The sequence below is a fragment of the Geminicoccus sp. genome, assembly GCF_035556675.1.
In the GTDB taxonomy this organism is placed as follows: domain Bacteria; phylum Pseudomonadota; class Alphaproteobacteria; order Geminicoccales; family Geminicoccaceae; genus Geminicoccus.
This window is the reverse complement of sequence record NZ_DATMFZ010000108.1, coordinates 20,526-41,550: the sequence shown is the minus strand read 5'-3', so window position 1 is coordinate 41,550 and position 21,025 is coordinate 20,526. Positions and strand designations below refer to the sequence as shown.

At 68.2% G+C, this 21,025-nt stretch carries 19 protein-coding genes; 5 read left to right on the top strand and 14 right to left on the bottom strand.

Annotated elements, in window-relative coordinates; genetic code table 11:
- The coding region (locus VNS22_RS08800; RefSeq protein ID WP_325731634.1) for a hypothetical protein at positions 1-372 on the bottom strand (372 nt) is incomplete at its 3' end.
- A gap of 1,168 nt (positions 373-1,540) precedes the next feature.
- On the opposite strand from VNS22_RS08800, the gene VNS22_RS08795 reads away from it, so the two are divergent.
- On the top strand, positions 1,541-3,577 hold the full coding sequence (locus tag VNS22_RS08795; protein ID WP_325731632.1) for a hybrid sensor histidine kinase/response regulator: 2,037 nt from the start codon (positions 1,541-1,543) through the stop codon (positions 3,575-3,577).
- 52 nt (positions 3,578-3,629) lie between these two features.
- Positions 3,630-5,867, top strand: coding sequence for a glycoside hydrolase family 3 N-terminal domain-containing protein (locus VNS22_RS08790; RefSeq protein WP_325731630.1), 2,238 nt, complete (start codon positions 3,630-3,632; stop codon positions 5,865-5,867).
- 7 nt (positions 5,868-5,874) lie between these two features.
- Here the strand turns inward: VNS22_RS08790 and VNS22_RS08785 are convergent, their stop codons facing one another.
- The 4 genes from VNS22_RS08785 to VNS22_RS08770 form a co-directional block, all read right to left on the bottom strand.
- A complete protein-coding gene (locus VNS22_RS08785; RefSeq protein WP_325731628.1) occupies positions 5,875-6,630 on the bottom strand; it encodes an SDR family oxidoreductase in 756 nt (251 codons plus the stop codon).
- 38 nt (positions 6,631-6,668) lie between these two features.
- A complete protein-coding gene (locus tag VNS22_RS08780) occupies positions 6,669-7,667 on the bottom strand; it encodes an alcohol dehydrogenase catalytic domain-containing protein (protein ID WP_325731626.1) in 999 nt (332 codons plus the stop codon).
- A 107-nt stretch (positions 7,668-7,774) separates the two neighbouring features.
- Positions 7,775-9,361: a gamma-glutamyltransferase family protein gene (locus VNS22_RS08775; protein ID WP_325731625.1), complete on the bottom strand. Its 1,587-nt coding sequence runs from the start codon at positions 9,359-9,361 to the stop codon at positions 7,775-7,777.
- A gap of 1,086 nt (positions 9,362-10,447) precedes the next feature.
- The gene (locus tag VNS22_RS08770) at positions 10,448-10,945 is read right to left on the bottom strand and encodes a pyridoxamine 5'-phosphate oxidase family protein (RefSeq protein ID WP_325731623.1); all 498 of its coding nucleotides are present in this window, start codon (positions 10,943-10,945) and stop codon (positions 10,448-10,450) included.
- 206 nt (positions 10,946-11,151) lie between these two features.
- Here VNS22_RS08770 and VNS22_RS08765 point away from each other — a divergent pair, with 206 nt between their 5' ends.
- Complete coding sequence (locus tag VNS22_RS08765) at positions 11,152-11,403, top strand: hypothetical protein (protein ID WP_325731621.1); 252 nt, start codon at positions 11,152-11,154, stop codon at positions 11,401-11,403.
- Positions 11,404-11,467: 64 nt separating this feature from the next.
- A complete protein-coding gene (locus VNS22_RS08760; RefSeq protein ID WP_325731619.1) occupies positions 11,468-12,355 on the top strand; it encodes a homocysteine S-methyltransferase family protein in 888 nt (295 codons plus the stop codon).
- 99 nt (positions 12,356-12,454) lie between these two features.
- On the opposite strand, the gene VNS22_RS08755 is transcribed toward VNS22_RS08760, so the two are convergent.
- Together VNS22_RS08755 and VNS22_RS08750 are read right to left on the bottom strand one after the other, a co-directional pair.
- A complete protein-coding gene (locus VNS22_RS08755) occupies positions 12,455-13,369 on the bottom strand; it encodes a manganese catalase family protein (protein ID WP_325731617.1) in 915 nt (304 codons plus the stop codon).
- A gap of 89 nt (positions 13,370-13,458) precedes the next feature.
- On the bottom strand, positions 13,459-14,712 hold the full coding sequence (locus VNS22_RS08750) for a D-amino acid dehydrogenase (RefSeq protein ID WP_325731615.1): 1,254 nt from the start codon (positions 14,710-14,712) through the stop codon (positions 13,459-13,461).
- A 157-nt stretch (positions 14,713-14,869) separates the two neighbouring features.
- On the opposite strand from VNS22_RS08750, the gene VNS22_RS08745 reads away from it, so the two are divergent.
- On the top strand, positions 14,870-15,745 hold the full coding sequence (locus tag VNS22_RS08745) for a type 1 glutamine amidotransferase (RefSeq protein WP_325731613.1): 876 nt from the start codon (positions 14,870-14,872) through the stop codon (positions 15,743-15,745).
- 36 nt (positions 15,746-15,781) lie between these two features.
- On the opposite strand, the gene VNS22_RS08740 is transcribed toward VNS22_RS08745, so the two are convergent.
- The 7 genes from VNS22_RS08740 to VNS22_RS08710 form a co-directional block, all read right to left on the bottom strand.
- On the bottom strand, positions 15,782-16,216 hold the full coding sequence (locus VNS22_RS08740; RefSeq protein ID WP_325731612.1) for a type II toxin-antitoxin system VapC family toxin: 435 nt from the start codon (positions 16,214-16,216) through the stop codon (positions 15,782-15,784).
- Positions 16,213-16,470, bottom strand: coding sequence for a type II toxin-antitoxin system Phd/YefM family antitoxin (locus VNS22_RS08735; RefSeq protein WP_325731610.1), 258 nt, complete (start codon positions 16,468-16,470; stop codon positions 16,213-16,215). The genes VNS22_RS08740 and VNS22_RS08735 overlap by 4 nt, the downstream gene beginning before the upstream one ends.
- A gap of 67 nt (positions 16,471-16,537) precedes the next feature.
- Positions 16,538-17,623 carry a zinc-binding dehydrogenase gene (locus tag VNS22_RS08730; protein WP_325731609.1) on the bottom strand — a complete coding sequence of 362 codons (1,086 nt, stop codon included), beginning with the start codon at positions 17,621-17,623 and terminating at the stop codon, positions 16,538-16,540.
- A 90-nt stretch (positions 17,624-17,713) separates the two neighbouring features.
- The gene (locus VNS22_RS08725) at positions 17,714-18,049 is read right to left on the bottom strand and encodes an MmcQ/YjbR family DNA-binding protein (RefSeq protein WP_414653337.1); all 336 of its coding nucleotides are present in this window, start codon (positions 18,047-18,049) and stop codon (positions 17,714-17,716) included.
- A 122-nt stretch (positions 18,050-18,171) separates the two neighbouring features.
- Positions 18,172-19,281, bottom strand: a complete 1,110-nt coding sequence (locus tag VNS22_RS08720; protein WP_325731605.1) for an OpgC family protein — start codon at positions 19,279-19,281, stop codon at positions 18,172-18,174.
- Between the two features lie 195 nt (positions 19,282-19,476).
- A complete protein-coding gene (gene bluB / locus VNS22_RS08715; RefSeq protein ID WP_325731603.1) occupies positions 19,477-20,127 on the bottom strand; it encodes a 5,6-dimethylbenzimidazole synthase in 651 nt (216 codons plus the stop codon).
- Between the two features lie 49 nt (positions 20,128-20,176).
- Positions 20,177-21,019, bottom strand: coding sequence for a DeoR/GlpR family DNA-binding transcription regulator (locus VNS22_RS08710; protein WP_325731601.1), 843 nt, complete (start codon positions 21,017-21,019; stop codon positions 20,177-20,179).
- Between the last annotated feature and the right edge of the window lie 6 nt (positions 21,020-21,025).

The window sequence follows — 21,025 nt, the reverse complement described above, 5'->3', positions numbered from 1 at the left end:
GCGGATCATGTTCGTGAAGGTGCAAAGGTCGCCGCCCAGGCTCCAGGCCCTGGGCGCGTCCGAGCACCAGGCCAGGTAGCGGAACGGGATCTCCTCGGCGCCCAGGCCGGCATAAAGCTCGACCAGATGGTTTTGCAGGGTGCGCATGTCCTGCATCAGCGCCTGGGTGTAGCAGGCCCGCTGGGTGTGCTTCATCCGGGCGAACAGCACGCCCAGGGAGGCATCCAGCGTCACCGACAGATGCTCCAGCTCCAGTTCCGGCGTGCGCACCCGCCGGCCACGGAACGGGGTGACGGTGGCGTGACGAGGCTCGTCCGGGCTCACGCGGGAGTAGCCGACGAGCTCACGCATCTTGCGCAGGGAGATAGCCATCTGTTGGTTCCTATGCTTGCCGACTGGAGCGTTTCAAGTTGCAGGCCGGCCGTCCACCGGGTGTTGCCCTGATAAATCACCGGGAAATATCGTATTCAAATGATTTATTTTCCAGATTTACTTCATTTTTCCGCATCATTTTCAGAAGTAAATCTTCACGTCAATTAGAAAATCTGGGAGCGATGTTGTTTCAATCACCAGACTTGCCTCAGAATTGCCGAGTTCTTCGCCCTGACCCGCTCCACCCGCGCCTGCAACCGGAGCGCAGGAACAGGGGAACTTCAAGATCCGCGAAGTAGTTATGCAACTTGCTACCTTCATTTGCCTCCAGCCAATTGGCTACCTATCAGGTTAGGGCTCATTTTATTAAATTTCATCCATTTTTTGCTTACTCAACCCCGGATGCAATCGAAGTCCCATCATTAACTCCAGATGAACGGGCATGTTGATCTTGAGACTATCCCAGCATCTGCGTGCTTGATGAGTAAGCAATTGCCATTTTCTGAATTCTTATGCCAATATCCGGGCGAATTCTAAAAAACTTTACCCAAATATCCCGGCATTGACTATACGTGTATCCGGCTTCCATCCTCATCATGCTTTCTCGCGCCCCTGTTAACGGGCATCCTGTAGCGGCAGGATACGCCAAAACAACTTGCGGGAGAATGTCTCGCAACTACAGTCAACAAGGGAGAATTTTCGCATCTGCATCGCCTAGCGGAGTTCACGGAACTGCTCCAAAAGGTCGCAGCATGGCGATCCGTCCCCTTGCCGTGCCCCTTCCGATCCGGCCGGCCACGCGGCGCACACGATGGAATGCGGCCGTGTAGACAAGCTGGCATGGCCTCGCCGGATCCCGCCCGGCTATCAATCATCGAGAGACAGGAACAATTCCAGCAAGAACTGGAAATCGACGTGAATCTGTTCACATAAGCTACTTATTTTCTTGTGCTAGTTTTAATTATTCTAGAAGTTTTTGACCAAAGCAAAAACCATCACCATCAATACATTAGAATGCCCCGGATGATTGGCGACCATTCGAGAGATGCGAGCTTTCAGCGCACCATGCTTGCCTTGCGAGGGCCCTGGCTGATACTTCCGGGGGTCATCCGGATCTGAGAAGGTGCCGGGCGATTAACCAAGAGCTGAACGATTCGGCGGTAGCCAGGTGCCTGAACGCCTCGCAAGCACACAGTTCCTCTCGACGGCAGGAGCGCAGCCGGCTGCCCGCTTCCTCGCCGCCATCGGCGTCCTGGCGCTGCTGGCGGCACTGGCGACAGCGTGGCTGGCCGGTCCGGACGGTGTGCCGGTGCTGCTGAACCCGGTCAGTGCCATCCTGCTGATCGGGCTGCTGCGGTGCCGTCCGGCCGCACTTCCGGCCATGGTAGTCCTCGGCCCCGTGGCGATCCTGGCCGGATGGCTGCTGGCCGGCCAGCCGTTCCGACTAAGCCTGGAAGCCGCGCTGCTGCACATGCTCGAGGCAGGCTTGGCCGCGGCCCTGCTCCGGTACGGTAATCGTGTACGGATTGAGCAGCCCGCCGATGCTCTGTGGTTCGGCATCGTGGCCCTGCTGGTGCCCGCCTTCACCACGCTGGGTGCCATCGCCCTGGGCCACTTTCAGGGGCGGCCGCTGGACCTCCTGGCCGCCTGCCATGCCTACGCCGCCAGCACGCTGGGCCTGCTGGTGCTGGTGCCGCTGGTCCTGGTCAGGGGCTTGCCTGGCTGGCGCCTGGGCGCAGCGCTCCTGGCCGTGCTGCTCGCGGCCGCTGCCGCTCTGAGCGCGGCCACCGCCGTTCCGCCCCTCCTCCTCCATCTGCCGCTCCTGGCGCTGCCCTGCCTGACGCTGGCGGCCCTGCATCTGGGGCTGCGCAGCGGCCTCCTCCTGACGCTCGCCACCGCCGCAGGAATGAGCGTCGTACTCATGGCCCTGGATCTGGGCGTCGCCGTTCCGGCCGGCACCGTGCTCGCCTGGCAGGCCTATCTGCTGGCGGCGGCCCTGGCCGTGCTGGCGGCGGGTGTCGCCCAGGCGGAGCGCTGCCGCCTGCTGGCCGATCTGCGTGCCGCGCGGCAGATCGCCGATGACGCGCGCAGCGCCAAGGTCAACTTCCTGTCCGCGATGGGCCACGAGTTCCGCACTCCGATCACCGCGGTGCTGGGCATGGTCGACCTGCTCGACCAGTCGGACCTTCCGGCGGGCGAGAAGACCTATCTGGAGACGATCCGCACCTCCGGGCGCCACCTCCTGGCGATCGTGAACGACCTGCTCGACTTCTCCCGCAGCGAGGCCGGCCGGCTCCAGGTCGACAATGTCGAGTTCTCGCTGCGCGAGATCCTGGACCAGACCCGCGCCTTTCTGACTCCCCAGGCCAGCGAGCTCGGCCTCGAGTTCCACTTCGACGTCGACGAGCAGCTCCCGGTGGTGGTCCGCGGCGATCCGCGCCGGCTGCGCCAGGTTCTGCTCAACCTCACCGGCAACGCCCTGAAGTTCACCAATCGCGGCAGCGTGACGGTGCAGATGCGGCACACCGTGGCGGACGGTGCGGTGCGGCTGCGGGTCGACATCACCGATACCGGTATCGGCATGGCGCCGGAGAAGGTGGCCCGCCTGTTCCGCTCGTTCGACCTGGACGGCACGCCCACCCGGCGCAGCCATGGCGGCATCGGCCTGGGCCTGGCGATCAGCAAGCGGCTGATCGAGGCCATGGGCGGCCAGATCGGCGTCGAGAGCACCCAGGGCGTCGGCAGCCGGTTCTGGTTCGAGGTAACGCTGCCCCTCGGTTCGGCGCCCAACCCGGTCCTCCTGAACGCCAGCGACCTCCCGCCCCTGCGCGTGCTGGTGGCCGACGATGGCGCCGTCAATCGCAAGTTGCTCCTGCAGATGCTGAGCCGCTACGGCCACCAGGTGACCTCGGCCCGCAACGGCGTCGAGGCGGTCGAGATGGTGGTGCGTGGCCAGTTTGACGTCGTGCTGATGGACATCCAGATGCCGGTGATGGACGGCATCGAGGCGACCCGGCTGATCCGCGAGCTGCCGGCACCGCGCAATGCCACCCCGATCCTCGGGATCACCGCCAGCATCATGCCGGAGGAGTACCAGCGCTGCCTGGACGTCGGCATGAACCGCGTTCTGGTCAAGCCCCTGGACTGGGAGCAGCTGTTCGCGGTGATGGCCGAGCATGCCAAGCTGGACGAGGCCGACGCCTGATCGCCTGGCCGCGGCGGGAGGCCCGCCTCTTCCGCGGCGCACGGCGCTGGGCATGAGCGGCACCGTGCTCATGCTGCTGACCAGGGGTGCCATGGCCGTTGTCCCGGCCGACGACCGGCTGCGGATCGACCGGCTCATCGCCCTGATGACGATCGAGGAAAAGGCTGGCCAGCTTACCCTGCTGGCCGACCCGTTCCGCTGGCGCCCCACCGGCGTCAATCCCGGCGACACGGATGGCCTGGACACGGACCAGGCACGGATCGCCCGCCTGATCCGCGCCGGCCGGCTGGGCGCCCTGTTCAACGGCGTCGGCGCCGAAGCGGGCCGGAGCCTGCAGCGCCTGGCGGTCGAGGAAAGCCGGCTGGGCATCCCGCTCCTGTTCGCCGCCGACATCATCCACGGCCTGCGCACGATCTTCCCGGTGCCGCTCGCCGAGGCGGCCAGCTGGGATCCGGAACTGGCCCGCCGGATTGCGCGCGCCGCCGCCCGCGAGGCGGCCGCCAGCGGCATCCACCAGACCTTCGCGCCCATGGTCGACATCGGCCGCGACCAGCGCTGGGGCCGGGTGGTCGAGGGTGCCGGCGAGGACGTCCTGCTCGGCCGGCTGTTCGCGCAAGCGCGGGTCCGGGGCTTCCAGAGCGACGATCTGACCAGGCCCGACGCGCTGCTGGCCACACCCAAGCATTTTGCCGCCTACGGTGCCGCTGAGGCCGGGCTCGACTATGCAGGCGTGGAGATCTCGCTGCCCACCCTGCGCGAGGACTACCTGCCCCCATTCGAGGCCGCATTCGCCGCCGGTGCCGGTGCCGTGATGAGCGCCTTCCACGAGCTGAACGGCGTGCCCGCCACCGGCAACAGATGGCTGCTCACCGACCTGCTGCGTCGCCAGCTGGGCTTTGCCGGCTTCGTCGTCGCCGACTACACCGCCGATGCCGAGCTGGTGGCGCACGGCGTTGCCAAGGACGAGCGTGACGCCGCCCGGATCGCGTTCCTGGCCGGCGTCGACATGTCGATGCAGAGCGGCCTCTATCTGCGCTACCTGCCGGACCTGGTCGCCGCAGGCGAGGTCCCGCTCGCTCTGGTCGACGCGGCGGTGCGCCGGGTGCTGGCGGCCAAGGCGGCACTCGGCCTGTTCAGAAATCCCTATCGCGGCACCGACCCTGAGACGGAGCGCCGGGTGCTGGCCGATCCGGCACAGCTGGCGCTGGCGCGCGAGGCGGGCCGCCGCTCGGCCGTGCTGCTGAAGAACCAGGGCGACCTCCTGCCCCTGCCCAAGGGCGGGCGGCGGATCGCCCTGATCGGCCCGTTCGGCGACGACCGCGCCAATCTGTTCGGCCCCTGGTCGATCTTCGCCGACCCGGAACGCGCAGTGACGATCGCCGACGGGCTGCGCCGGGCGATGGCCGATCCTGCCCAGCTTCGGGTCGAGCCCGGCTCCGGCGTGGAAGAGCCGCTTCCCGGCGGCATCCAGGCCGCGGTGGCTGCCGCCGAAGCGGCCGATATCGTGGTCCTCGCGATCGGCGAGTCCGCCGCCATGTCCGCCGAAGCGCAGTCACGGGCCGAGATCGTGGTGCCGCCGGCCCAGCAGGCCCTGGCGGAAGCCGTGGCCGCGGCCGGCAGGCCGATCGTCGTGCTGCTCAAGACCGGCCGGGCCCTGGCCCTCTCTGGTGCTGTCCGTGATGCGCAGGCGGTCCTGGTGACCTGGTTCCTCGGCTCCGAGGAGGGCCATGCGGTGGCGGACCTCCTGTTCGGCGACCATGCCCCATCCGGCCGCCTGCCCGTGAGCTTCCCGCACTACTCCGGCCAGGAGCCCTTCTACTACAGCCGCAAGCCCACCGGCCGGCCGGAGCGGGCGGACGACCATGCCTTCAAGGCGCGCTTCCGGGAAACGGCCAATCGTGCCCTCTACCCGTTTGGCCATGGCCTCACCTATGCGCCGGTCCGCTACGGGGAATTGCGGGTCGAGCCCGCCCATCTGCCCTGGGACGGCGAACTCACCGTGACCGCCCGCCTGCGCAATGACGGCAGCCGCCCGGCCGAGGAAGTGGCGCAGCTCTATGTCCGCGACCGGGTGGCGAGGCTGACCCGGCCGGTACGGCTGCTGACGGCGTTCACGCGGGTGACGATACCGCCGGGCGGGGAGGCCGAGGCCCGGTTCACCCTGCGCCGCCAGGACCTGGAATATGTCGGCCCGGACCTGCAGCCCACGGTGGAGCCTGGGGAGTTCGACCTCTGGGTGGCGCCCGACGCCGAGCACGGGCTCCAGGCCCGCTTCACCCTCCTCGCCTGACGACGGCCTACTGGGCGAGGAAGCCGCCATCCACCGGCAGGGTATGGGCGGTCACCATCGCGGCCGCCGGGCTCGCCAGGTAGAGCACGGCGCTCGCCACCTCCTCCGGCTCCGCAATCCGGCCGAGCGGCGTGCGCTCCTCGATCTTCCGCATCACCTCGTCCTGGGCGAGCAGGGCCTGGATGAAGGGCGTGCGCACATAGGTGGGTGCCACCGCGTTCACCCGGATCCGGTGCGGCGCCCACTCGATCGCGAGCGCCCGGGTCATGTTGACCACCGCACCCTTGGTGGTCTGGTAGGACACGTTTGGATAGATCCCGCCCGACAGTCCCATGATCGAGGCGATGTTCACCACTGCCCCGCCCTTCCCAGCCGCAATCATGTGCTTCGCCGCCTCGCGGGCGCAGACGAAGCTGCCTGTCATGTTGACCGAAACCACCTTGTCCCAGTCGGCCATGTCCAGCTCGACCGCCGGCTGGCGGATCGCGATGCCGGCGCAGTTGACCAGGATGTCGACCGGCTGACGCTCGGCGATCGTAGCAAAGCTCTGTGCCACCGCCGCCGCGTCGGCGACGTCGCAGGCAGTGGCATCGATCCCGTCGCCCAGCGGATCTGCCGGCACCTGCCGGTCCAGCACGGTCACGGCGGCACCGGCGGCCCGGAGCAGCCGTGCCGAGGCCAGGCCGATCCCGCTACCGCCGCCGGTCACCACCGCGCCGGCGCCATCCAGGCGGAACAATCCATCGAGTACTGAGCGAGCCATGTCGGTTCCGTGCAGGCAGCCTGTTGCGTGAGGGGTCGCTAGGCGAAGGCGTCGTACTGGATCTTCATGGTCCCGCGCTTGGTGGGCGACACCATCTGCTGGGCGATCCCTTCCAGCGGCAGGCGGTGCGACACCAGCGCCTCGGCCTTGCCGCCCAGCCCCTGCAGCACCGCGATCGCGTCCGGCAGATTGTTCGACACCGCATGGCTGCCGATCAGGATCAGTTCGCGGCGGAAGATGTCGTAGGGGCTGACCTCGATCCGGGCCGTGGGCGGACACACGCCGAAGAACAGGATGGTGGCGCCGTCATGGGCATAGAGCGGCATCCGGCCCGCCACCTCGGCGACACCGGTGCAGTCCACCACCAGGTCGAACCGCTCGCCCAGCCGCTCCGGCGTCAGGCCCTGGCCCTCGACCGTGCCGGCGGCGCCCAGGGCGGTCGCACGCTCCAGGCGGGACGGCTCCAGGTCCACCATGGTGACATCGGCAAGGCCGCGCGCCTGCAGGCCCAGCATCATCATCAGGCCGATCGGCCCGGCGCCGAACACCAGGGCGCGCATGTCCGGCCGCACCTGGACCCGGTCGATGCCGTGCATCACGCAGCCGAACGGCTCGGCCAGCGCCGCCACATGGAACGGCAGGCCGCCCACCGAATGGGCGTTGCGCGCGGCCACCTTCACCATCGGCGCGAACCCGCCATGGGTGGTGGCGCCATAGGCCTGCAGGTTGGCACACAGGCTGGGCCGGTTGGCCTGGCAGGAGCGGCAATGGCCGCACGGGATCATCGGATCGACCGCGACCCGGGCACCCACCTCGATCCCGCGCACGCCCTCGCCCACCGCCCGCACCGTCCCGGCGATCTCGTGGCCGGGCACCACCGGATAGGCGCACAGATAGCGGCCGTGCAGGATGTCCATGTCGGTGTGGCAGACGCCGGTAGCCGCCACCTCGATCAGCACCTCGCCATCCGCCGCAACCGGCTCGTCGATCGCCATGATCCGCGCATCGCCCTGCGCGGCGAACACCAAAGCCTGCACTGTTCTCGCTCCCTGATCCCGCCGTCGTTGCGGCTGGTCCAGCCCTGCCAACGATCCGGGGGGCCGGTCAATCCCTGCCGGACGACGGCGGGCGGGATGGGTTGCCTCTAATAGCCCAGCGCCATGCCGTCCTTGCGCGGGTCGGAGCCACCCCAGAGCGTGCCGGTCGCCTGGTCGATCCAGATCGCCTGTGCCCCGCCGATCGGCGAGCCGACGATCTCGACCCGGTGGCCAAGTGCGGTGAGCCGCTCCAGCGTACCGGTATCGACCGTGGGCTCCACTTCCAGCATGCCGTCGAACGAGAAGGCCCGCGGCGCGTCGATGGCTTCCTGCACGTCCAGGCCCTGGTCCAGCATGCCGGAAAGGAAGGCGGCATGGCCGGCCGCCTGGTAGTGCCCGCCCATCACCCCGAATGGCATCACCGTCCGGCCATCCTTGCGCAGCATGCCCGGGATGATCGTGTGCATCGGCCGCTTGCCGGGTGCGATCGCGTTGGGATGGTCCTCGATCAGCCGGAACGAGGCGCCGCGGCTGTGCAGCAGCACGCCGCTTACCGGATCCAGCCGGGTCGAGCCGAAGGCGTGGAAGATCGAGTTGATGAACGAGATCGCGTTGCCGTCACGGTCGACCACGCAGAGATAGATCGTGTCCTGATGCTCGGGCTCGTGCCAGAGCGTGGCCACACCCGCCCGCTCACGCGACAGGCGCCGGCGCAGGATGGCGGTGGTCTCGTCCGAGAGCAGGGTCTCGACCGGGTGCGGCAGGTGCGCCGGGTCCGCGATCAGTGCGTCGCGGTGGTGGTAGGCGAGCTTGGTGGCCTCGGCATGGAGATGAATCCGCTCGGCCAGCGGCATCGAGGCCGGAAGCTCGAACCCGCCAAGGATGTTCATGATCATCAGCGCCGCGACACCCTGGCCGTTCGGCGGGCACTCCACCACCTCGTAGCCGCGATAGCCGGTCGAGATCGGCGTGCAGTAGATCGCGCTGTCCATCCCGGCCGCAAAATCGTCGAGCGTGTGCAGGCCGCCCAGCGCGCGCAGCCGCGCCACCATCGATTCGGCCACGGCACCCGTATAGAACGCCCTGGCCCCGTGCTGCGCGATCTCGCGCAGCCGGGCACCCAGCTTCGGCTGGGCATGGGTCTCACCCACCCGCGGCGCCCGTCCGTCCTTCAGCAGGAACTGCGCCGCTCCTTCGTCCTTCGCCAGGAGTTCCGCCTGGCACGCCCAGTCATGTGCCACGCGCGGGCTGACCGGATAGCCGTTCTCGGCATAATGGATCGCGTCCCGGAACAGCCGGTCGAGCGGCAAGCTGCCATGGTCGCCGTGCAGCTTCATCCAGGCGGAGATCGCACCCGGCACCGTCACCGCATGCGGGCTGGTCTGGGCGATCTCGGTCAGGCCCAGCTCCCGGAGCCGGGCCACGGTCGCCCCGGCCGGTGCGCGGCCGCTGCCATTGATCGCCACCACCTCACCGCCGGCCGGCGCATAGAGCGCGAAGCAGTCGCCGCCGATCCCGGTCATGTGGGTGTCGACCACCGCCTGCACCGCGACCGCCGCCAGCGCCGCGTCGACCGCATTGCCACCCTCGCGCAGGACCTGGAGCCCCGCCGAGGTCGAGAGCGGGTGCGAGGTCGCGATCGCCGCGTTCGGCGCCAGCATCGGGCTGCGGCCAGGGCGGAACAGGTCTCTCATGCTGCGGATCCTCTGGCGGATGACGATGGCGTCCCGGTCCGGGCAACGGCGCCGGACTGGCTGACGGTCAGGCCAGCGGATGCCTCGGCCCATTTCAGCCGACCGTTGCCGGATCGGCCAGAGGCAAATGCCAATCGTCACCGCCCGGGCAGTTCCGGAAGCCGCAGCCGGCCATCCGAGTTTAGCCAAGGTGGGCCTGCCAGCGCCGCGGCTGCACCCATCATACATGCCGACTTCCGGAAGCTCCTGCCGAGTGCTTGCCCAAAATCGCTGCACGCTGGCCTTCTGGCCCGATACGTCGCTGGCGCGATGGAGGCTTCGCCCGTGACGACCACCGGTTCCATCACCGCCCTGGCGGCCCTGACCATGGGCGCAGGCGGGCTGATGTCGCCACAGCCGCAGCGACGATCGACGCGGCACTGGCCTGAGACGCCACGCACGACAATCCCATCGCCTCCAAGGCCGCCCATCCCGCCGAACTGGCCGAGATCCACACCGGCTGGTGGAACCGCGCGACCGGATGGTCAGGGAAAAGGACCATATCCGCACGCAACGGGCCAGGAACGGCCTGCCCAAGCGGCAAGATCCAGGACCGCCCGCTCAAGCACCCCTGGCACAACCGGCGGCCCGGCTGTCCCGGCCGGGCGGGAGAGCGAGTGCCCATGGACTTGGCTACTTGCCCCCCTTCGCCCGACCCTGAAGCTTGGCCAGAATGGCCTGGGACTGTGGAGGTCAGATGGCACAAGAAGGGGATGAATCGCCGCTCGAGCCGATCATCGCCACAGCCGGAACATCGCTGGTCGTGCGCGAGTGGACCGCCTGCGGCCTCTCCTACCTGCACATCCACCGCGCGGATGACGAAGCGTGGCATGTGCTGGAGAGATCGCTGCGCTTCCGCCTCCGGGACCTGGAGTTCGACGCTCCCGCGGGAACCGCGGAGCCTGCCCGGCGGCGCCGATCCGCATCCCACGCTCGCCGAGTTCGACACGGGGCTGGTGGGCCAGCACTGCCCCGCAGGCGGAAGACGACGCTGACACCATGGCCGGCATCGGCGGTCACGCGATCGAAGCTGAGCGCCGGCAGATCTCAGTAGTTGACCGCGACCTGATCGCCCGGATGGGGCCGTTCGCCCGTGGTCACCGCCTTCACATAGCCATAGGCGTGCAGCATCATGCTGGAAGGCGCATCCCAGTATTCCGCGCAGTCGACCGTCACCCTGAGCAGCGCGATTGCAGGGTCGGCCGGCCCTTTCGGGAACCAGACCCGCAGGAACTCCGACCAGAGCTCCTTCACCTTGGCAGGGTCGTGCAGGATCTCGGCACGTCCGGAAATGGACACGTAGTTCTGCTTGCGCTCGTCCGAGTAGGTGATCGCCACGTCGGGAATGGCCTGGAGCTCGGCGATCATGTCGGCGTTCTTGTCGGTCACGAACCAGAGATGGCCGCCGAACTCGGCCTCGATCGTGCCCATCGGCCGGCTGTGCATCGACCCGTCGGCATGCCGGGTGGTCAGCATGGCGATCCGCGCGTCCTTGATCAGCTCGACCAGCTTGTCCTTGGCCGCCTTATCGTCCCTTACTTCCATCGGCATTGCTTCCTTGCAGTTCGCTTGGCGCTAAAGCGATGGCCGGACCCACAGTTCCGAACAGAGTGCTCTACCACGAAGCGAACGCGACGGCCGGTGATCCAGATCACCGGTCCGCGTGATCCCCGGCACAATGGCTCTGCAGGGTTCCCGCTATCCTCTCCGGCCATGGAACGCCCGCTTGGTACGGGCCTGGGAGAGAAATCATGTTCGTCGATGCAGATCGGGCCAGTTTCCGGCCGCTCCGGCGCACGGTCGCCGACCGCCTGGGGCGGCTCAGGGAACGGGTGTCCGCCTACCTGGCCGAGCGCCGGCTGCAACAGGCCATCATCTCGCTGAACGACCAGGACGATTTCGTGCTGTTCGATCTGGGTATCCGCCGCGACCAGATCGCCAACGTGGTGCGGCATGGCCGGCCCGTTCAACGTCTCCACGGCCTGCACCCGGAGCGCGACTGACGACCCGATCTTGTCTTTCCGCCAGCGCCGGCTGATGGTCCGGCCGCGAGCGGAGGAACGGGCAATGGCATCGGGGGTCACGATCCTGGACGGCGGCATGGGCCGCGAGCTGCTGCGCATGGGCGCACCCTTCCGTCAGCCGGAATGGTCGGCCCTGGCACTGATCGAGGCTCCCGAGCTGGTCGGCCGAGCCCATCGCGCCTTCCTGGACGCCGGTGCCCAGATCGTCACGACCAACAGCTACGCGCTGGTGCCCTTCCATATCGGCCCGGAGTGGTTCGCCGCGCAGGGCCAAGCCTTGGCCGACCTGGCCGGCCGGATCGCCCGGGAAGCCGCGGATGAGAGCGGTAGCGGTGCCAGTGTCGCCGGCTCGCTGCCCCCGCTGTTTGGCTCCTACCGCCCGGACCTGTTCGATCCCGAACTGGCGCCCGACCTGCTCCGCACGCTGGTGGAGGGTCTTTCGCCCCATGTCGATCTCTGGCTGGGCGAGACCTTGAGTGCCACCGCGGAGGCCGCGGTGATCCGCCAGGTGCTGGGCAGTGACCGCCGCCCGCTCTGGTTGTCCTTCACCCTGGCCGACGAGCTGACCGACGGGCGCGCCCGGCTGCGCTCCGGCGAGCATGTCGCCCGTGCCGCGGTCGATGCCCGGGCACTCGGCGCCGTCGCCCTCCTGTTCAACTGCAGCCCGCCCGAGGTCATGGCGGCGGCGATCGCCGAGGCGGCCACGGTGCTGTCCGGCAGCCGCATGCGCCTGGGCGCCTACGCCAACGCCTTTGCCGGAACCGGCCGGAGCGCTGCCAACGGCGATCTCAGCCCGCTGCGCGCCGATACGGGACCCGTCCGCTACCTGGAGCTGGCACGCGGCTGGATCGGGGCCGGCGCCAGCGTTATCGGGGGCTGCTGCGGCATCGGCCCGGAGCATATCCGCGGCCTGGCAGTTGGCCTCGGCTGAAAGGCCGGGGCACGGCCTCTCGGACCCCGTCCTGTCATTCCGCCCTATGCTGGAAAGGACCGAAGGGAGGCCACCCCGGCCGGTCCGCCCCTGCCGCCGTCACATCTTCTTGTAGATCTTGGTGGCGATCTCGTAGATCTCCTCTGGCGCGTATTCCGGCGTGAATGCGCTGGAGATGCCGCTCAGCTCGGCGATCTTGCCGCCGTCCGGAATACCGTCGACCACTTCCAGCTCGCCCGGCGGGTCGGTCGGCAGCGCCTGCTCCCCCCGCCCCCAGATGCTGGCGATGTCCTTGTAGTCGGTCGGACTCCATGTGTAGAGCCGCCGGTGCGAGCCTTCCTGCTCATACTTGGCGGCTTCCGGGATCTTCGCGAGGCTGATGTTCGGCACCGGCAGCATCTTCTCGATCTCGACGCCGGTCAGGTTCTTCAGCGCCAGCCCATAGGCATGGGCATGGACGGAGCCGCGCACCAGAAGGTAGCCGCAGACCTCGCGCGCGCACGGGTCCGAAACCGTCTCGTAGACCCGCAGCTTGTGCATGCGCGCGCCGCACTCCAGGAAGAAATTGTGCAGCAGGTCCAGGACCACGTTGCCGGTCGAGAACACGAAGGTGCCGTTCCAGGGCAGGCCGTTGCTGTCGGCGACCTGGGCAGCACCGCCCGCATGCAGGAAGGAGGCCGCCAGGCGGATGTCCTTCATGTCGGCGAACGGCGTGTCCGTGATGTCGTCGCCGTGCGTGTCCTCGCCATCCGGCCCCGAAGCCACCTTGTTGACGCCGGCAGTCACCAGCTCGACATGGCCGAGCTCTTCCGCGGTGATGCTCGCCACCAGGCTGTAGAACGGCTTCAGCTTGGACTTGCTGCGGAAGTTGAAGCTCTGGAACAGGTAATTGTTGAGGGTCGACATCTCGCCGAACTTGCCGCCCAGCAGTTCCTGCAGCGCCGCGGCCTGGTTCGGATCCGCCCTGGTGGGTTCGGGCAATTCGGTCTGGAGCTGGTCGATTCGCATGAACATGCGCCGGTCCTCCCGTACCTGACCATCAAGGTCACGGAACGAGAGGAGCCGGCCAAGGTTCCTTCGACCAAGTGCCGGACGCCGGTGCTTCAGGCGTAGCGCGACAGTGCCAGATCCGCCGTGTCGATGTCGGGCCGCCGCCCGGAAATCTGGTCGGCGATCACCCGTGCCGAGCCGCAGGCCATGGTCCAGCCGAGCGTGCCGTGGCCGGTGTTGAGCCACAGATTGTCGTAGCGCGCCTTGCCGATCACCGGCGTGCTGTCCGGCGTCATCGGCCGGAGCCCGCACCAGAAGCTGGCCTTGCTGTAGTCCGCGCCGTCCGGGAACATGTCGCCCACCGAGTTCTCCAGCGTGGCCCGGCGTCCGGGTCGCAGCGCCAGGTCAAAGCCGGTGACCTCGGCGGTGCCGCCGATCCGGATCCGGTTGCCGAGCCTTGTGATCGCGACCTTGTAGGTCTCGTCCATCACCGTCGATTCCGGCGCCCCGGACGGGTCGGTGATCTCGGCGGTGAGCGAGTAGCCCTTCACCGGATAGACCGGCAGGTGGACGCCATGACGGCGCAGGAGGAAGGGCGAGTAGCTGCCGAGCGCCAGCACATAGGCGTCGCCGCTGATCCGCTCCTTCGGCGTGCGCACGCCCACCACCTGGCGGCCATCCGCCTCGATGCCCTCGATCGGCGTGCCGTAGCGGAACTCGACTCCGCGCTTCGCCGCCATCTCGGCGAGCTTGGTCGTGAACATCTGGCAGTCGCCGGTCTCGTCGCCCGGCAGGCGCAGCCCGCCCACATACTTGCCCTGGACCCTTGCCAGCGCCGGCTCCGCGCGGATGCAGCCCGCCACGTCCAGCACCTCGTAGGGCACGCCCGCGTCCTGCAGCGCGATCACGTCGTCGCCGATGCCGTCCATCAGCTGCTGGGTGCGGAACAGCTGCAGCGTTCCCTGGGCCCGCTCGTCATAGGTGATGCCGGTGTCGGCGCGCAGCTGCACCAGCACGTCGCGGCTGTACTCGGCCAGCCGCAGCATCCGGCTCTTGTTCAGGAGGTAGCGCTTCTCCGTGCAGTTGCGCAGCATGCCCGCGATCCAGCGCCACATGGCAAAGTCGAGCTTCGGCCGCACCACCAGCGGGCCATGCTTCATCAGCATCCACTTGATCGCCTTGACCGGCACGGCCGGGCCGGCCCAGGGCGTTGAGTAGCCGGGCGACACCTCGCCGGCATTGGCGAAGCTGGTCTCCAGCGCCGGCCCCGGCTGGCGGTCGATCACCACGACCTCGTGGCCCGCCTCCGCCAGCCACCAGGCACTGGTCACGCCGATCACGCCGGCCCCAAGGATGATCACCCGCACCGGAACAGCTCCTCGTCATGTTGCGCTGCGGCAATGTCGGGGCCTGTCATGCACGCCGCAAGCACCATCATGCGGATCCGGGTTGCATGTGACCCGGATGTCAGACGTGCTGCAGCGTGCTAGCAGAGCTGTCCCACTCTGCCCCGGAAGCCCTGTCTTGTTCCAGCGACCGCTCCGCCTGCTCGTCGTCGAAGGCAACACGGCCGAGACCTGCGACCGCATCCGCAAGATCACCGGCCAGACCATGTCGGACAACTATGCCGAGGTGCTGCGCCGCGCTGCTCCGGATGCGACGGTCGACATCTGCTATCCCGCCTTCCCCGGCGCGAACCTGCCCGATGCCGCCGGGCTGGACAGCTATGACGGAGTCGCGATCACCGGCTCGGCGCTGAACATCTATGACCGCGGCCCGGCGATCGACCCGCAGATCGAGCTGGCGCGCGCGGTCTATCGCTCGGGCGTGCCGTTCTTCGGCTCCTGCTGGGGCCTCCAGGTCGCGACCGTCGCCGCCGGCGGCGAAGTGCGCAAGAACCCCAAGGGCCGCGAGCTCGGCATCGCGCGCAAGATCACGCTCACCGAGTTCGGCCAAAGCCACCAGATGCATGCCGGCCGGCCGCCGGTCTTCGATGCACCCTGCGTGCATCTGGACGAGGTCGGGATCAGCCCGGACGGGCTGAAGATCACTGCCTGCAACGAGGTGTCCGACGTCCAGGCCGCCGAGATCCGCCACGAAGGCGGGCTGTTCTGGGGCGTGCAGTACCATCCCGAATTCAGCCTGCTCGACCTGGCCGCGGTGATGCTCCGCTACGGGCCGGTGCTGTGGAAGGAAGGCTTCTTCCCAGACGAAGCCTCGGCCATGGCCTTCGTCGATGACCTGAAAGCGGTGCATGCCGACCCCGCCGGCCGCTGGGACCTCGCCTGGCGCTACGGCTTCGGCCGCGAGATCACCGACCCGATGCTCCGCCAGAACGAGATCACCAACTGGATCGAGCACTATGTCCAGCCGACCCGCTCGGCGCGCGGGCGGGGCTGAGGCGGGAGCAGGCATTGCACTGCACCGCGTCGCCGGTTAGGCGGATTCGGGGCCTCTGGTATCCCACGGGTTCACCATCGGCACTCCGGTCGTCCTGAAGTCCTTTACATTGCGCGTCACCAGCCTCAGCCCGTGCACCAGGGCAGTGGCCGCAATCATCGCATCGCGATGCGGGTGCGTCCGGGTCACGTGCAGGCGGGCGCACTGCTTGGCCACGGCGAGGTCGACCGGCAGGATGCGGTCCGAGAAACCGGGCAGGATCTGCTCGTCGAGCCACTCACGAAGGACAGCCGCCTGCAGCACGTCCTTGCGTGCCTTCAGCAGGACGCCGAGTTCCAGCTCGAAGATGGTGATGGTGGAGAGAAAGAAGCTCCTGCTGGAACGTGGCTGCATCCAGGCGATCACTGCCGGATGGGCCCGCCTGTGCTTGCGCAGCTCCGACACCACATTTGTATCAAGCAGAAAAGTCAATCAAGCTCCGCCGGCCTGAAGAACTCGTCATCCATCCGGGGCGGGTCGAAGTCGAACTCAAGGTCGCTCTTCTGCGCCAGCACGTCCAGGATGCTGCGCTCCTCGCCGGCAATCCTGCGGTACTCATCGATCGTCAGCAGGACGTAAGCCTCCTTGCCCCGGTCGGTGATGAACACCGGTCCGTCCTTGGCGGCGCGCTTCGCCTTGCCGACATCCTGGTTGAACGCGCGGCTGGACAGCGTGGTGATCGCCATCGGCCCCTCCGAGGGAGATGATGGCGATCAATATAGGCTGGAAGTAGGTACGTTGCTACCTCGTCGTTCAGGCCGCCTTCGGCCGCATCAGCACCTTGATGGAGTCCAGCCCGTAGGCGACCTTGATCGCTTCGTCCCACTCCTCCAGCGGGTAGTCATGGGTGACGATGCCCCTGGAGGTGACCAGCCCGCGGCTCAGCAGGTCGATCGCGATCGGGTAGCAGTACGGGCCCAGATGGGCGCCGCGAATGTCCAGTTCCTTGCGGTCGCCGATGATCGACCAGTCGACCGTGGCAGGCGCCCCGAACACGGAGAACTCCACGAACCGGCCGAGCTTGCGGATCACCTCCAGGCCCTGGTTGACGCCGGACGGCGATCCGGTGGCCTCGATATAGACATCGCAGCCATAGCCGCCGGTATGGCTGCGGATGATGGCGGCAGCGTCCTCGTTCTTCGGGTCGATCGCGACGTCGGCGCCGAACTTCAGCGCCAGCTGACGCCGCTCCTCGACCATGTCGATCACGATCAGCTTCTTGGGCGTCTTCAGCTTCGCGACCTGGACCATCATCAGCCCGATCGGCCCGGCCCCCGCGATCACCACCACGTCGTCCAGCTGGATGTCGCCGCGCTGCACGGTATGGATGGCGCAGGCGAGCGGCTCGATGATCGCCGCGTCCTCCAGCGGCATCTCGCGCGGGATCTTGTGCACCCGGGCGGTGGAGCCGAGCTTCATGAACTCGGCCATGCCGCCATCCGCGACCTCGCGCTGGAAGCCGTAGATGTTGTGGACCTCGCACATCCAGTACTGGCCCGAGCGGCAATAGCGGCACTTGTCGCAGGGGACGATCTGCTCGGCGATCACCGTGTCGCCGACCTCGACCCCGAAATGCTCGGCCGCCTCCTCGCCCATCTCTTCGACATAGCCGAAGAACTCGTGGCCCGGGATCACGGGAGGCTTCACGTAGGGCTGCTTGCCCTCCCAGAACATCGGCGCGCCCGACCAGCACTTGCAGTCGCTGGCGCAGATCCCGCAGGCGCCGATCCGGATCACCATCTCGCGCCGCCCGGGCACCGGCCGGTCGACCTGCTCGACCCGGTAGTCCTTGGGCGCGTAGCAGACGATCGCGGTCATGCGGGAGTTCGGGTTCTTCATGGCGCCTCTCCGGAGCTAAGCCCTGCCCTGCTGGTGGCGACTGCCTACGACAGGCCGAAGACGCGCGCCAGCCTCGCCCGGCAGTCCGCCTCAGGATGTCGCGACCAGCCGCCTGGGCGCCACCGTTCGCCACGCGACCCACAGCGCATCCTGCAGCGTGGCCTCGTCGCAGCCGTCCAGGCGGAGCCTGGTCCAGCCCCGCCGCCCCCATGCCCCGGCCGCCGGCGAGAACAGCGAGGGCTCGGCATCGAGCAGCACCCGCTGGTGCTCCGGCGGCAGCTTCACCACCGCAATTCTCTCCTCCGGCCGCATCGCCGCGAAGATCTTGTTCCGCACCCGGAAGTCGGGGTGGCCCATGTGCGCGCGCTCCACCGCCTCGGGCATGGCCAGTGCCAGTCGCCGCACGTCCTCGGGCGTCATGCCCATATCCCTGCACTCCAGGGGTGGCGTGAGCAGCCCAGGCGGGCCCGCGCTGCGCCGCGGGGCGGGCCCGCCGCACCCTTCTGCTGGCACCGCCGGATGCAGCCATGCTGCCGGAGAAGCCGGCGTCAAGCCCTGGCTACCGCCTTGGCCGCCAGTGCCCGTGCGCGGCTCTCGTCGAGCATCCGCGCCAACTGGTCGAACAGCACGACGCCCAGCACGATGAACGCCAGATCGAACACCCAGTTGGTGTTCCAGGAGCGCATCGCGATCTGGCCGATCGCGGTGAGGATGGAGCCGGCGGAGAAGATCGCGAGTCCATGCCGCCCCATGCGCGTTAGCGGTATGAAGATCGCACGCCCGCGCAGCCAGGCGGTGACCCGGAGCGTGTGGAGGGCATAGGCCAGCGCCAGGAAGTCGACCAGGCGGACGATGCCGAGGTCGGTCTTGGACTTGTAGGCATCCAGCCAGGTCATGGAGGCGAGCAGGCCCGGTGCCTGACCGAACAGGTCGGAGACCAGGAGTGCGCCGATCAGGTCGCAGGCCAGTGCTGCCAGCAGCAGCGGGCCCAGGCGCGGGATCGGTCGGCCGGTGCGGAGCATGAAGCCCGCGGCGATGCCGATCGCGAAGATGAACTGCCAAGCGAACGGATTGAAGAACCAGCCGTGCTGGACCGGCCAGCCCGGCAGGTGCAGCCCGCCCAGCGTGGCGGCGAGGTAGATCAGGCCCGAGGCCGCCAGCATGAGCGCCAGCGAGCGGACGGCCAGCCACAGCAGGACCGGTGCCAGCACCAGCAGCACGAAATAGAGCGGCAGGATGTTGAAGTAGCCCAGCTGGTGGCTCAGCCCCAGGATGCCCAGCAGGGCATCCAGCGGTGCCGTCACCAGCACGTCACGGCCATGCTCGGTCATGAACGCCATGTGCTCGATCAGGTAGTCGGCGGTGGCGAACAGCACGCAGGCCGCGAAGGTCAGACCCAGATGATAGAAATAGAGCAGCCGGGCACGCCGGCCGAGGCCGGTCAGGACCGTGACCAGATCGCCTTTCATCATCCGCCCGACATAGGCCAGCGCCACGGCGACCCCGGACAGGAACACGAACGCCTCGGCCGAATCGGAGAAGCCGAAATTACGCGGCGTCCAGTTCTCGAAATAGTTGCCCGGCAGGTGGTTGATGAAAATCACGATCAGCACGAGGCCGCGCCAGAAATCGACGCCGTCGATGCGCTGGTTGTTCATTTGCGGAGGGCGTTTCTCGGTCGGATGGAAATGACGGGCACCAGGCGCCATCCGCGACCGTAGCGTGCCCGTGTGACGGGCATGTGTCGGCATCGTGACGTGCTTCTCGGGGCCTGCGGAGTTCTGCCAAGCGGAAGAAGAAGCTGGCAAGCTTGGTCTGTCCGGATCGGCCATGACGCCACAGGCCGAGGTCGGTCAGCGCTCGGTCACGAACTCCCGCCAATCGAGGCGCGCCTGCCAGCCGGCACGCTCCAGCTCCGGCACGCTGTGCTCCTCCTCCGGCCGCCCGACGCAGAGCAGGGCCACGAACGCCCAGGCCTTCGGCGCATCGAGCAGATCGGCGACACCGGCCGGATCCAGGATCGACACCCAGCCGACGCCGATGCCGCGCGCCCGGGCGGCCAGCCAGAAGGTGTGGATCGCGAGCGCCGTCGAATAGCGCAGTGTCTCGGGCATGGTCCGCCGGCCGAGCCCATGGCCCGCCGCCGGCGCCTCGTCGGCGAACACGGCCAGGATCTCCGGGGCCTCGCGCAACCCGTGCAGCTTCAGCTGCCGGTAGCGCGCCTGCGCCTCGCCTTCATAGGCGGCCGCGGCCAGCTGGTTCTGCAGGTCGACATGCCGCGCCAGCCTGGTGCGCAGATCGCCCGAGCGCACCCGCACGAACCGCCAGGGCTGGGCGTTACCGACCGAGGGTGCCAGGCAGGCCAGGCGCAGCAGCTCGTCCATCTCGCCCGGCGGAATCGGGTCGGAGCGGAAGCGGCGGACGTCGCGGCGCCAGACCAGCAGCTCTTCCAGCTGCCGGACGAACAGCGAGCCGAAGGTGGCGCTGCGGGTCGGCCGTTCCATCTCCCCTGCCCTGCCGAGAACATTCCTCAGGGCATCCTGCCATGCCGGGTCAGCGCTGTCGCGCCGACCGGCCATTGGGCCGCTCGCACAGCACCTCGACGCCGCCTTCGCGGAACGCCTTGGCGAACGGCTCCGGCGGCGGACGGTTGGTGACGACGGTGAGCAGCGTGCCGAGCTCGAAGGTGCGCACGGAGGCACGCCGGCCGAACTTGCTCTCGTCGCAGATCAGAACGTTGCGACGCGCCTGGCCGTAGAGGATCCGGCGCAGGTCGGATTCCTCCTCGGCATAGTCCATCCAGCCATGCTGCGCATCGCAGGCGGCGATGCCCATCACCGCGATATCGAACACGAAGCGGCGCACGAAGGCCACCGTATCGCCGCCGAGCAGCGCGTTGTCGTTGGAGCGCAGCCAGCCGGGCGTCACCTTGATGCGCAGGCCGGGCTCGGAGGCGAGCAGCTGGGCGATGTCGAGCGAGTTGGTGACGAGCTGGACGTCGCGCTTGCCCACCAGCGCCCGGGCGAACGCCAGGGGCGTGGAGCCGGTGTCGACGAACACGGTCATGCCGTCCTCGACCAGGCCCGCCGCGATCTGGGCGATCTTGGCCTTCTCCTTGGGCCGGATGCGTTCGCGCTCGCCCAGCGGCTGCTCCTGGTCGGGGCGGAACGGCACCGCACCGCCATGGATGCGGCGCAGCCGGCCACGCGCCTCCAGCTCGTCCAGGTCGCGCCGGATCGTCTCCTCGCTGACCGCCAGCTCCTGGGCCAGGCCCGAGACGCGCACGCGCGGCTCGCGCTCCAGGCGGCGCAGGATCACCTCGTGGCGGTGCCGGGTGAGCGGGGACGAGCTCACGGGCACCACCTTGCCGGCGGGCGAGCGGGTGCGGCCCTGCATGTCCCT